This window comes from Bifidobacterium biavatii DSM 23969, from assembly GCF_000741165.1.
Lineage (GTDB): Bacteria > Actinomycetota > Actinomycetes > Actinomycetales > Bifidobacteriaceae > Bifidobacterium > Bifidobacterium biavatii.
On sequence record NZ_JGYN01000008.1, the window covers coordinates 24,782 to 37,735 of the forward strand.

A 12,954-nucleotide genomic window follows, 5' to 3' on the forward strand; every position below is an offset into this window, starting at 1 on the left:
AGCCATGCCATGCTACCCCAACGTAGTAGATTAGCTGTATGGACGAAACGCGAGAATTCACCGTCGGAGCGCGGGAGCTCATCCACGCGGGATTGCAGGATCTGGACGCTGCACGCGCCCAATTCAACAGGCTCGCCGCCGACGGCGTCGACGACGCGCGCCTGCGCATGTTGTTGGGGGCGCTCGACAAGGCGTGCGATCCGGATGTGGCGCTCGGCAATCTGGTCGACATCGTGAACGCCCTGCAAAGCCAGGGACGGGACCTTGCCGAAATCCTGCCGGACGAGCAGGCGTTCGGCCGTCTTGTGGCGGTGCTCGGCGTGTCCGACGCGATGGGCAAGTTCATGCGATTCCGCATGGACCTCGTAGAGGCGGCCGCCAGTGACGGCTGCAACTCGCACCTGTTCAACCACGATCAACGGCGCGCCCACGTGCTGGAGGCAGTCGGCGCGGATCCCGACGAGCAGGACGCGCCCGAAGCCGCACTGGACCTCGCCGAGGCGACCACTGCGCTGCGCCGCACGTACCGCAAGCAGCTCGCCGCGATCATCGCGCAGGACACCACCGCGGACGATCCGATCGCACTCCAGCCTCGCATCAGCGAGGAACTGTCCGACCTTGCCGACGCGGCGCTGGAAGGTGCGCTAGCCATCGCCCGGCACGAGATCGACGGCAGCGAGCACGTGCGCTTCACCATCATCGGCATGGGCAAGCTCGGCGCGCGTGAATTGAACTATGTGTCCGACGTCGACCTGATCTACGTGGTTGAACCGGCCGACCATGACGTCGACCGTCAGACACTCACCCGCATCGGGACCAAAATGGGCACGATGCTGCAGCGCGTTTGCCAGTCCGTCATCATGGGTGTCGCTGAGCCGACCCTGTGGCAGATCGACGGCGGCCTGCGCCCCGAAGGCAAAGACGGCCCGCTCGTGCGCACGCTCGATTCGCATCGCGGCTACTACGAGCAGTGGGCCGAAAACTGGGAGTTCCAGGCGCTGCTCAAGGCCCGTCCGGTCGCGGGCGACAAGCAGCTCGGCCAAGCATACATGGACATGACCCGACCGTTCGTATGGACCGCCTCCAAGCGCGACAACTTCGTCTATGACTGCCAGAAGATGCGCAAACGCGTCGAGGATCTTATCGCCGCGCCGCTCAAGGACCGCGAAATCAAACTCGGCAAGGGCGGCCTGCGCGACGTCGAATTCACCGTGCAGATGCTGCAGCTCGTGCATGGCCGCGCTGACGAATCGCTGCGCACGTCATCCACGCTCGAATCACTGCAACGACTGTCCGACGGCGGATACGTGTCTCGCAAGCAGGCCATCAAACTCTCCTGGGACTACCGCTTCGAACGCGTGATGGAGCATCGGCAGCAGATGTGGTCGCTCAAGCGCACACATCTGTTTCCCGACCTTGGGCAGGGAAGCGTGGGCGGGCTCGACCGCAAACGCAACGTGAGCGACGAGGCGCTCAACCAGAACTCCGAACTGCGCAGGCTCGCTCGTGCGTTCGGCATGCATCCCGAAGAACTCGTCAACAAGTACGACGAGACGCGTCGCGAAGTACGCCGGTTGCACATGGACATCTACTATCGGCCGATGCTGCCCATCGCCGCCTCCGCCGACGGCGACGGCGTCGAATTGAGCGAGCAGGCAGCACATGAGCGCTTCGCGTCCATCGGCTTCGAGGATCCGCAGGCCGCCATCCGGCATGTCAGCGCACTCACCTCCGGCGTATCGCGAGCGGCGAAAATCAACCGCATCATGCTGCCCGCCGTGCTGCAATGGCTCGGTCAGGGGCAGAATCCGGACATGGGCCTGCTCAACTGGCGCAAACTCGAGGAGAATTTCGGATCGGGCAGCGAATACCTCGGGTTCCTGCGCGACTCGACGTCCGCGGCGCAACGCTTGTGCCATATCCTGTCCAACTCGCGGTTCCTCGGCGACGCGCTCAACAAGTCCGTCGTCTCCGTCACCTGGCTGGGCGACGACGAGCGTCTCAAGGCGCGCACGCGTGAAAGCCTCGACGTGCAATGCGCTTCGTCCCTGGCCCGCAACGCGGCGAACATCAACGACTTCGCCACGTCCATGCGCGCCATGCGCCGCCATGAGATCGAACGTATCGGCCTTGCCTGGATGAGCGGCGTGATGAACGACGCCGACTCGCTCAAGGGGATGACCGACGTGTACGACGCGATCATCGATGCGTCGTTGTCATGGGCCATGCGGCACCAGTGCGACGAGGAAGGACTTGCCTCGCCGCCCATCGACATGACGGTGATCGCGATGGGCCGCTACGGCGGGCGCGAGGTCAATTTCAGCTCGGACGCCGATGTCATCCTCATCTATCGGCCGGTCTCCGATCCGTCATCCTCGCAGTTCGGCGACGAACAGGCCGCCAACCTGTTCGCGCGCAAGGTCTGCGACTCGCTGCGTCAGATCCTGCAGGGTCCCACCACGCTCGAACCAAAAATCGAGCTTGATCTCGATCTGCGGCCGGAAGGCAAAAACGGCCCGCTCGTGCGCTCCTACGATTCGTGTCGCGAATACTACGCGTCGTGGGCCAGCACGTGGGAGCACCAGGCGCTGCTGCGCGCGCGCCATGCGGCCGGCGATAAGGTGCTCGCTGAGGATTTTCTGCGCGAGATTGCCGATCCGCTGCGTTATCCGGTCGCCGAGCTAAGCGAAGCGGAGATCGGCGAAATCCGTAAGCTCAAGGCGCGCATGGAGGCCGAGCGCCTACCGCGCGGTGTGCGTCGCGAACGCCATCTCAAGCTCGGCAAGGGCGGCTTGTCCGACGTGGAATGGACCGTGCAACTGCTGCAGTTGCAACACGCTGGGGATCATGCTGCGTTGCGACTGAATTCTACGATGGACGCGCTGGACGAGCTGGAACGCATGAAGTACGTGAGCGCGGCCGACGCGATCGTGCTGCGCAAGGCGTGGCGCATGTGCACGGCGGCACGCAACGGCAATTATCTGTGGAACGGACGCGTCTCGCAGGCCGATATCCTGCCCGACGACATGTACTCGCTCGGCGGCATCGCCGTGTATCTCGGCTACGACGCGCATCGCGGCCAGTATTTCGAGAACGATCTGCTGTCGGCCATGCGCAAGGCGCGCGACGTGACCGATCGACTGTTCTACGGGCGCTGACCGATGAGCCGATTCTGCTGATTGTCGTTGAGTTTACCGACTGTTCATGCCGATTATTCCCGGCACACGCCGACGAAGGGGGCATGAACAGTCGAAAGTCGGTTAGACTGGTTGTCTGCCCCGCCAACCAGCGGCTAGACAGGACCTGGAAAGACACATAGGGAAACATAAGGAAAGTTGGTTCCGATGAGTGACGTGTTCGAACTGTCCGCGAACAAAATGCACGACGCCGGCATGAGCGATGTCGCCATTGCCCAGTTCAGGCACCTGTATGACGTGTGGCGCAACGAGGAGGCCAGCAGCTGGATTCGTGAGTCGTCCGTGGAACCGCTCACCGACGTGCCTAGCTTCCACGACGTGTACAAGACCATCGACCACGACGAGGCTGTGGGCGCGTTCGCCAAGACCGCGTTCCTGAAACTCAACGGCGGTCTCGGCACGTCGATGGGCCTCGAATGCGCGAAGTCGCTGCTGCCCGTGCGCCGACACAAGGCCAAGCAGGTGCGATTCATCGACATCATCCTCGGCCAGGTCATTACCGCCCGCACGCGTCTCGGCGTGCGCCTGCCACTGACGCTCATGAACTCCTTCCGCACGTCCGAGGACACGATGAAGGTGCTCAAGCGCAATCGCAAATTCCACCAGACCGACGTGCCGATGGAAATCGTGCAGCATCAGGAGCCGAAGATCGTCGCCGCCACGGGCGAACCGGTCTCGTTCCCGGACAATCCGGAACTGGAATGGTGCCCGCCGGGGCACGGCGACCTGTACTCCACGATCTGGGAGTCCGGCCTGCTTGACACGCTGGAAAGCCAGGGATTCGAATACCTGTTCATCTCGAATTCTGATAATCTCGGCGCGCGCCCGTCGCGCACACTCGCCCAGCATTTCGAGAACACCGGCGCGCCGTTCATGATCGAGGTCGCCACCCGCACGTACGCGGACCGCAAGGGCGGCCATATCGTGCGCGACAAGGCCACCGGCCGTCTCATGCTGCGCGAAATGAGCCAGGTACACCCGGACGACAAGGCGGACGCGCAGAACATCGACAAGCATCCCTACTTCAACACGAACAGCATCTGGGTGCGCATCGACGCGCTCAAGGCCAAGCTCGCCGAATACAATGGCGTGCTGCCGCTGCCGGTGATCCGCAACCACAAGACCGTGGATCCGACCGACCCGTCGTCCACGCCGGTGATCCAGTTGGAAACGGCGATGGGAGCCGCGGTCTCGTTGTTCGAGGGTGCGATCTGCGTGCAGGTCGACCGCATGCGCTTCCTGCCGGTCAAGACCACCGATGACCTGTTCATCATGCGTTCCGACCGGTTCCATTTGACGGACTCGTACGAGATGGAGGACGGCAACTACATCTTCCCGAACGTGCAGCTCGACCCGCGCTACTATAAGAACATCAACGACTTCGACGAACGGTTCCCGTATTCAGTGCCGTCGCTGGCCGCGGCAAACTCGGTGACCATCAACGGCGACTGGACATTCGGACGCGACGTGATCATGTTCTCGGATGCGGTGCTTGAAGACAAGGGCGAACCCAGCTACGTGCCGAACGGCGAATACGTCGGACCTCAGGGCATCGAACCGGACGACTGGGTCTGACAGATGGACGGGGCCGTTCGGCGTTGCTGAAGCATCGCTTGAGGCATCGCTGAACGGCCCGAACGGTTCGCGCCAAGCGGAACGGGGAAAAAAAGAACGGCGTTTTTTCTCGAAATGAACACGCCGGCTACAAATAGCCTCTAATATAGAACGTGGCGCTTCAATACGATGCGCACATATAAACGAAACAATAACGATACGTGAGGACTAATGGCAGAGGGTACCAACGGAAGGCGGCGTTTTTCCGACAAATGGGGCAAGCACGAACTTGACGTGCTGGCCGTATTGTCATCCGCATTCCCGCAATGGCTCACCTCCCGGCAGATCGCTCAGCGCGTGAAGGCGTACGCCGACTCGTACGGTGAGCTCGCCGATCAGGCGGCCAAGGCGGCGTTCGCAAAGCAGTTCCAGCGAGACCGCGCCAAGCTCGCGGCCATGGGCATCGCTATCGAGTCCCGCCAGCCCGAGTATTCCTCGAAGTCCGAAGGACAGGATTTCGCCTCGTATCGTCTCCAGCTCGGCGACGAACCGCGCATCCGCCTGCATTTCGCGCAGGAGGACCTGCCCGTGCTGGCCGCGGCAAACTATCTCGCCCGGTCGATTTCCATGTCGTCCTCCAACCAGCAGCAGCCGGCGCAGCATGCCTCGCGCACCACGCCTCGCGTGCCGCAGACCCCCATTCCGGGACTCGGTCTTGATTCCATCGCTCCCGGTCTTGGCACGCAGACCATCCCCGAGACGCTGGTCAAAGTCATTGACTCCCGCCGATTCGCCGCCACCGTGGACGTGGACGGCGAACACATCAACGTCGCCTACACCGATTCCGACGACCTCGCAATGTTCGTGCTCGAGCATCCCGGCGCATACATCGTCAGCCCACAGGAGGCGGTCGACGCGTTCAACCGTCGTCTCGACGCCGCGGTGAACCTGTCACTGGCCGACGAATCGTCGGGCGACAACGGTGCGACAGTGGTCACCTCGGCGATCAGCAGCCACCACGACCATGACGACGAGGACGATCCTGAAACAGCTAAGGCGCATCAGAAGAAAGGCACATCGTTCCAGACTGGCAGCGAGGTAGACCGCCGCCTGCGCCTCATGCTGTTCTTGTCGGCCCATCTGGGTGAGGAATACTCGCTTGCCGAGCTGGCCGAACGTTTCATCGGCAAGGCGAAAAGCGAGGACGAGCTCAAGAAATTCGTGAACGTGATCCACAAGGACATCAACACGCTCACCACCGTGTCCGACGACGGCGAAATGGCCGGCAGTCAGTTCTTCGACATTGACTGGTCGCTGCTGGACGCGGAAGGCATCGTCTCCGCTACCAATTCGCTCGGCTTGGAGCGCCTCGCCGGCATTTCGCCGCAGTATCTGAGCTTGCTGACGGCGTCGGTGAGCTATCTGGCCCATTCACCGTTGCTGCCGCAGGGGCAGCGTGATCAGGCGCGTTCGCTGTACGAGCGCCTGCATGCGCATGTCGTGCCGGGCGAGACGCCGTGGCTGAGCCTGACCGGCTACGAGCTGGAGCCGCGCAGCTTCTCCGCGGTCAAGCGCGCCATTTCCACCGACTCCCTGCTGGACATGGAATACACGGACGGTGCGGGACGCACGCGTCGCCGCTTGGTCGCCCCCGCGAAGATCTTTGTGGACGAAGGCGTGTATTATGCAGCCGTCTGGACTGACGTCGCCGACGTCGCGCCGAAGGACAAGCAGCATCTTGTGCAGAAGGACACGCGCATCAACCGCGCCACCGGCAAGCCGCGCATCTGGCAGGTGCTGCGGTTGGCTCGCATCGAACATGCGGAGCTTGTCAAGCCGGAACATGCGATCGAGATTCCCGACGTGCCGGTCAATGAGCTGCGCAAGTGGAGCTTCGACAACGGCACCGCCGCGGTGTTCATCACCGACGAGCAGGATCTCGCCTTCACCAAGACGCTGTCGGGCGCGACTATCGAACCTTACGGCACGGGGCAGAAAGTGCATCTGACCGTATCCTCGGATTCGTGGTTCGTGGCGTTCTGCATCGCGCACGCCCGGCACATCAGCGCCGTCGCACCCGAAACGCTGCGTACGATGATCGTTGCGCGCGCCCAGCGCGAGCTGAGCGTCGGACAACACGAGGACACGGACCGCGACTGACGACTATTCGTGCGCGACCGCCGCCGGTGGGATGCGCACGAATCCGCATACAGGAAAGGGGACGCCATGCCTTGGTGGATATGGCTGCTGCTGGCGTTGTTCATGCTGGCCATGATCGTGGCAGGCATCGTCTATGCGGCCGTTCACGGCATACGTGGGCTGAAAACCGCCGGAGAAATCGGTTCCCGCATCGGTGATCGTCTTGCGGCAATGCAGGACGCGCAGCCGCAAAGCCGCGCACCGCAGGCTCCCGTGTTCACCGAACCGCTGCAAACCGCCGCCGACCGGTACGCGCAGGCTCAGTCGGAGATCATCACGCGGCAGCAGGCGACACGGGAACGCCACGCCCGCACGTGGGCCCGGTGGAATCGCTCGTAACACGACACCGCCGCACGTTGCGAATACGCAAGTGCCGCATCACGTAAAGGAAACGATCTGATCATGCCACGTCGTCACGCATCGGCCTCGCACTCCAACGCGGCTTCGTCGCCGTCGCAGCGGTACGTGGCATTCCGCAAGTCCCGCGAACACGCGAAATCGGCTGCCGCGCGATTCGCCGCCACGTTGCCTTTCGACATCGACGATTTCCAACGCACGGCGAACGACGCGCTGGAAGCCGGCCATAACGTACTTGTGGCGGCTCCCACCGGCGCGGGAAAAACCGTGGTGGCGGACTTTGCGATCTATCTGGCGCAGGAGCGCAACGTCAAGGCGTTCTACACCACGCCCATCAAGGCGTTGAGCAACCAGAAATACCATGATCTGGTCTCCGTGTACGGGCCGGACAAGGTCGGTCTGCTCACCGGCGACACGTCCATCAACTCCGAAGCCGACATCGTGGTCATGACCACGGAAGTGCTGCGCAACATGCTTTACGAGCATTCGACCACACTCACCGCGCTCAGCTACGTGATCCTCGACGAAGTCCATTATCTGGCAGACCGTTTCCGCGGACCGGTATGGGAAGAGGTCATTATCCACCTGCCGCAGTCCGTACGCATCATCGGACTGTCTGCGACCGTGTCCAACGTCGAGGACTTTTCGCAGTGGATCACTTCCGTGCGCGGCGAAACCACGCTGGTCGTCTCCGAACGCCGCCCCGTGCCGCTCGAGCAGCACGTGCTCGTACAAGCAGACGACCATACCGAACCCGAACTCATCGACCTGTACCGGCATGATGATCAGGGTCGGCAGACCACCAAGCTTAATGCGGAACTCGTCAACCGCCTCGACCAGCTCGACCGGCGCGCGGCGAGAAGGCGCGGCGAGGACCGTCCGTCGAAACGTGGAGGCAAAGGCGGTCATGGACGGTTTGGCCGTGCCGGTGGTCCGGAACGTGGAGGCAAGCCCGAACGGCACACGCCGAAGCGCTGGGCCGTCGTCGACGAGCTCAACTATCTCGACATGCTGCCCGGCATCTACTTCATATTCTCCCGCAACGGCTGCGACCAGGCCGTCGAGCAGTGCATCAACGCCGGACTCGAGCTGACCAGCGAAGACGAGGTACGCCGCATCCGCCGCATCGTCGACGAGATGGTCGACGGACAGCTCACGGCCACGGATCTCAAGGCGCTCGGGTTCGCCAAATTCCGTTTCGCGCTCGAAGAGGGCTTCGCCTCGCACCATGCCGGCATGATCGCCCTGTTCCGCCAGATCGTCGAACGGCTGTTCGAGGAAGGTCTGGTCAAAGTGGTGTTCGCCACCGAAACGCTGGCCTTGGGCATCAACATGCCAGCCCGGTGCGTGGTTGTCGAAAAGCTCGAAAAATTCAACGGCACCGGCCACGTGCAGCTCACGCCGGGCGAATTCACCCAGCTGACCGGGCGCGCCGGCCGTCGCGGTATCGACACGATCGGCCACGCCGTCGTCGTTGACCACCGCGGATTCGTGCCGGCGACCGCCGCGGCGCTGTCCAGCAAGCGCGTCTATCCGCTGCATTCGAGCTTCCGCCCCACGTTCAACATGGCCGTCAACCTACTCAACGCCAGCGACTATGAGACCGCGCGCGTCACGCTCGACCATTCGTTCGCGCAGTGGGAGGCGAACGAATCCGCCTGGCAGCTCGAGTCGCAGATCGGCACGCTCGAACAGGCCATCGCCGGATACGAAGATGCGTTCGCCTGCGATCACGGCGATTTCAAGGAGCTCATGGGCATCCGCATGAAACTCGCCGACCTTGAGAAAAACGAGCGTCGCAAGCTCAAGCAGACGCGGTTCCGCACCGATCAGGAACGTTCCCGGGCGTTCACCGATCTTGACCGACGCATCGCCGAACTGCGCAAGGAGGACCAGAACCATCCGTGCCGTCGATGCCCGGACCTTCAGCAGCACCTCAAATGGGGACATCGCTGGATGCGCGAGACGCGCGAACTTGAACGCGTGCGCGAACGGTACGATTCGCGCACCGGCTCCGTGGCCCGGCAATTCGACCATATTTGCGAGATCCTCGAACGGTTCGGCTATCTTGAACGGCACGACGGCGCGGACGGCAGGCTCGACTACCGTCTGACCGAACACGGTCAGCTGCTGCGGCGGCTGTACAGCGAGCAGGATCTGGTGCTCGCTCAGGCGATCTGCGCGGGAACGCTTGACATGCTGCCGGCCCAATGCCTAGCCTCGGTGCTGTCGTCGCTGGTGTACGAGGCACGTCGCGGCAGCGGGGGAGAGCCCCGCCGATATCCGGGCGGTATGCAGGGGCCGGTCGCGTGGGCCGCGCAGGAATTGCGTGGCATCCAGGCCGCCATACGCATGCAGTGTGAGGACGATGGCCTTGAGGCGCCCCCGCAGCTTGACTTCGGCATCGTCGACGTCATGTACGACTGGGCTGACGGCAGGGACCTCGCCGACGTGCTGCGTGGCACGGAACTGACTGGCGGCGACTTCGTGCGCAACGCGAAGCGTTTGGCCGACGTGCTGCAGCAGATCGCGACCGCCGCGCCGATGCTTGGAGAAAAGGGCGAAACATTGGCCCGCACCGCACATGAGGCGGCCGATCTGGTCAACCGTGGGGTCGTCGCATACTCCGGCGTCGACTGATCTGCGCGGGTACGGGCAGAACGGCTGAACACGGATTTGCCGAACATGCAGACGCGGAAGCCGGATACGGGAATAGAACGCACGTCCGAACTGTTCGATAACGTAGCAAGATACGAATCCAAGGAGGAACAATGGCGGAACGCAGCCTGAGAGGCATGAGCATTGGCGCGAAGTCGCTGGAGTCCGACGAAAACGTGGACTTTGCGGCACGATCGGACGTGGCATACGTCTGTCCGAAGGGCCACCGTACAATCCTGCCGTTCGCGGAGGGCGCGGAGATCCCGGACGAATGGGAGTGCCGCTGCGGTGCCGTCGCCCACCGTGAGGGAGAAAACGATCAGGAGGCTGACGAGATCGCCAAGCCGACCCGCACCCACTGGGACATGCTGCTCGAACGTCGCAGCGAAGAGGAGCTGAAGGCCCTGCTTGACAAGCGTCTGCAGATGCACCGCGACGGCTGGATCCCCGACTACGAGTGATCCCCGCCGCGCGTACGTTGCGTCTTGCATGACGCAGTCTGAACGACACATGAACTCATGCCCGGTCGAATCGATCGGGCATACTTGTATCGTTTTTGGTTCGCCATCCACGTTGTTCACGTTGGCAAGACAGGGGAGAGGACATGACCCAGCATCCTATGCGCGTCGTACTGCTTGATCTCGACGGCACGCTCACCCAATCGCATTTCGGCATCATCGCGTCCGTCATCAAAGCGTTCGAGGAACTGGGCATGCCGGTTCCCGACGACGCTGAACTGCACCGGTTCATCGGCCCGGCCATTCAGGAATCACTGGCCCGCAACGGTGTTCCCGCGGATCGGCTCGACGAGGCTGTGGCCATCTACCGCAAGTACTATGCGGATGAAAACGTGTTCGACGACCCGAACAATCCTGGACACCTTGTTCCGGGCCGTTTCTACAACCGCCTGTACGACGGCATCCCCGAGCAGCTTGCCGCGTTGCGCGAGGCCGGCTATTATCTTGCCGTCGCCACCTGCAAGCCCGAATATCAGGCCGTGCCGATCTGCGATCATTTCCACCTGACCGGCATGGTTGACGGCGTGTACGGCGCGAGCCGCGACAGTTCACGTCTCGACAAGGATCAGGTGATTCGTTACGCGTTCGATCGCATCGGATTCGACGCGAAGGCGGGGGACAGGGCTCTCATGGTCGGCGACCGTTGGACCGACGCCGACGGTGCGGCGGCGTGCGGGCTCGACTGCCTCGGCTGCGGCTGGGGCTATGCGGAGGCCGGCGAGCTTAAAGCCCATGGCGTGTATCGGATCATCGACCGGGTCGATGAATTGTCCGGCGCCGTCGAGGCATACTTCGGCTGACTGTTCGGCGATTATCGTCGCTTTTCGTTCGACACGGTTGCTTGGGCCCGTGATTCATGCGGTCAAGGATGTGCGTATGGTGTGCGCGTATGATTCGCGCATGACGCTGTTTGTCGCACATTCCGGTAAGATGGCTTTTCTTTGCATCGCAGAGCATCGAATCAGACGAAAGGAGCGACGATGATCAGCTTTATCGAAGACAACAACAATCCGTTCGATCACACCGAACGCCTGATCGGCATGCCCGAGGGCGTGGAGGCGCGCATCGTGCGCATCGCGCCGGGCCTGCCATTCATCGCCACCATCATCATGCCCATTGATCGAGTGCCGGAAGATGCGGAAGGCGAACGCGTGGGGACCAATATCGTCATGCACCACGCGTCTCCCGATCTGGCGGACGCACAGGATTGGGCCATCGCATGGGCAAGCCGATGACAGCGCCGGACAACAACCGGGGGAGACGGTGGTCATGGCGGCGAGCGGACCGCTCCGTCGTCATGACCACTGGTTGTATCTCCTAGTGCGGTGACTGCATTGATCAGTTGCCCGGCTTGACGCCGTCCCGGATGATCCGATTCAATGCGGACTCCAGCTCATGAGCCTTCGCCTTGGCTTTGACCATATTCAACGGCTTGCTGGCATCCCAGTATTCGAGATACGGGGCGATACGTCTGCGGTACACGTTCCAGTTCTGCACGTCAAGCTGATTGAAATCGCCGTCGTATTCCGCCCGCCAACGAATCCACGTACCCGGGTAGATCGGAATGAGACTGTCGGTTCTGGTTTCACGGATGCCGATCACCCATTCAAGCGCCTTCCGGGGATCCGCAGTGATCTGGTGGTGCCGGCCAGCCCAGTCGGGCACCAGAACATCGCTGGCATACGAGCGGGTCACATGCCCGTCGTCGGGATCAAACGTCGCATTCACCATGGGCGTGAAGTCGCCGGCGTCGAATGACCGGTTCATGTCATCGAACGTCCAGGCGTCGTCTAAATGGGGGAGAGACCAGTCGTCGGGCTGTTCCATGCGTTCGTCATACCGATGGACGACCGGCTGCGCGATGTCATCGCCGCCCTCGCCGAACCATTCGACGCGGAAATCCAAATGGTTGAGTTCCAACGTGCTCAACCACGACTCGATCGTCGACCGGTCGAGCACATTGCCAACCTTCAGTTCCTTCCAGTCGCCGGCGCTCATTGCAGTCTGCTCGCTGATGCGTTCGATGCTCGCGTTCAGCTCGTCCACCGACAACGGGGTGTTGTCCTGCGCAACCGGCTGAACGGATGGACGATCATCGTTCAACTCGAACGAGCCGAAACCGGCGATATGCTCAAGCGCGCAGTGCCGAATCTCATCGGGCGACGTTGCATCGCGCATGCCCGGGCATTCCTTCAGATGATCGAGTACAAGACCCAAACGCAAAATGTAATGTCGTAGACAGTACTTCGTGGAATGATCGTCCCTGCAATCCTCGTAGTCGCAATAGTCAAGCACGTAATGATCGGCGAGCTCATCGCACCAGCCGTCCTCCCACATGCACGACGTCGGACCGTCGCCGCCGTAAAAATCAGGCAGATCCGGCTCGGCCGGCTGCATGTCCGGAACGTTCTTCACATCTTCGACAATGCTCACGGCGGTATTCGTTTCAACCGGCATGATCGCCGTCCCTT

Annotated in this window: 9 protein-coding genes; 8 read left to right on the forward strand and 1 reads right to left on the reverse strand. The window is 62.2% G+C overall.

Translation table 11 applies throughout. From position 1 onward, the window contains the following. Window positions 1–38 precede the first annotated feature (38 nt). From BBIA_RS03835 to BBIA_RS03870, 8 genes are all read left to right on the forward strand, one after another. The gene (locus BBIA_RS03835) at window positions 39–3,158 is read left to right on the forward strand and encodes a bifunctional [glutamine synthetase] adenylyltransferase/[glutamine synthetase]-adenylyl-L-tyrosine phosphorylase (RefSeq protein WP_033493707.1); all 3,120 of its coding nucleotides are present in this window, start codon (window positions 39–41) and stop codon (window positions 3,156–3,158) included. Between the two features lie 186 nt (window positions 3,159–3,344). Then, entirely contained in the window at window positions 3,345–4,772 is a 1,428-nt protein-coding gene (locus tag BBIA_RS03840; protein ID WP_033493705.1) for a UTP--glucose-1-phosphate uridylyltransferase, read from the forward strand. A gap of 210 nt (window positions 4,773–4,982) precedes the next feature. Further along, the gene (locus BBIA_RS03845; RefSeq protein WP_033493703.1) at window positions 4,983–6,911 is read left to right on the forward strand and encodes a helix-turn-helix transcriptional regulator; all 1,929 of its coding nucleotides are present in this window, start codon (window positions 4,983–4,985) and stop codon (window positions 6,909–6,911) included. A gap of 66 nt (window positions 6,912–6,977) precedes the next feature. Beyond that, window positions 6,978–7,289: a hypothetical protein gene (locus BBIA_RS03850; RefSeq protein ID WP_033493701.1), complete on the forward strand. Its 312-nt coding sequence runs from the start codon at window positions 6,978–6,980 to the stop codon at window positions 7,287–7,289. Between the two features lie 63 nt (window positions 7,290–7,352). After that, entirely contained in the window at window positions 7,353–9,947 is a 2,595-nt protein-coding gene (locus tag BBIA_RS03855) for a DEAD/DEAH box helicase (protein ID WP_033493699.1), read from the forward strand. A gap of 131 nt (window positions 9,948–10,078) precedes the next feature. Continuing rightward, window positions 10,079–10,426 (forward strand): RNA polymerase-binding protein RbpA, encoded by a 348-nt coding sequence (locus BBIA_RS03860; RefSeq protein ID WP_033493697.1) that lies wholly within the window; start codon window positions 10,079–10,081, stop codon window positions 10,424–10,426. A gap of 143 nt (window positions 10,427–10,569) precedes the next feature. Beyond that, entirely contained in the window at window positions 10,570–11,283 is a 714-nt protein-coding gene (locus BBIA_RS03865; RefSeq protein WP_033493695.1) for an HAD hydrolase-like protein, read from the forward strand. 180 nt (window positions 11,284–11,463) lie between these two features. Then, complete coding sequence (locus BBIA_RS03870) at window positions 11,464–11,718, forward strand: hypothetical protein (protein WP_033493693.1); 255 nt, start codon at window positions 11,464–11,466, stop codon at window positions 11,716–11,718. A 103-nt stretch (window positions 11,719–11,821) separates the two neighbouring features. Here the strand turns inward: BBIA_RS03870 and BBIA_RS03875 are convergent, their stop codons facing one another. Further along, on the reverse strand, window positions 11,822–12,940 hold the full coding sequence (locus BBIA_RS03875; RefSeq protein WP_033493691.1) for a hypothetical protein: 1,119 nt from the start codon (window positions 12,938–12,940) through the stop codon (window positions 11,822–11,824). Between the last annotated feature and the right edge of the window lie 14 nt (window positions 12,941–12,954).

Coding starts and splice junctions, on each gene's coding strand:
- BBIA_RS03835 (WP_033493707.1), top strand. CDS start 39: ATGGACGAAACGCGAGAATTCACCGTCGGAGCGCGGGAGCTCATCCAC.
- BBIA_RS03840 (WP_033493705.1), top strand. CDS start 3,345: ATGAGTGACGTGTTCGAACTGTCCGCGAACAAAATGCACGACGCCGGC.
- BBIA_RS03845 (WP_033493703.1), top strand. CDS start 4,983: ATGGCAGAGGGTACCAACGGAAGGCGGCGTTTTTCCGACAAATGGGGC.
- BBIA_RS03850 (WP_033493701.1), top strand. CDS start 6,978: ATGCCTTGGTGGATATGGCTGCTGCTGGCGTTGTTCATGCTGGCCATG.
- BBIA_RS03855 (WP_033493699.1), top strand. CDS start 7,353: ATGCCACGTCGTCACGCATCGGCCTCGCACTCCAACGCGGCTTCGTCG.
- BBIA_RS03860 (WP_033493697.1), top strand. CDS start 10,079: ATGGCGGAACGCAGCCTGAGAGGCATGAGCATTGGCGCGAAGTCGCTG.
- BBIA_RS03865 (WP_033493695.1), top strand. CDS start 10,570: ATGACCCAGCATCCTATGCGCGTCGTACTGCTTGATCTCGACGGCACG.
- BBIA_RS03870 (WP_033493693.1), top strand. CDS start 11,464: ATGATCAGCTTTATCGAAGACAACAACAATCCGTTCGATCACACCGAA.
- BBIA_RS03875 (WP_033493691.1), bottom strand. CDS start 12,940: ATGCCGGTTGAAACGAATACCGCCGTGAGCATTGTCGAAGATGTGAAG.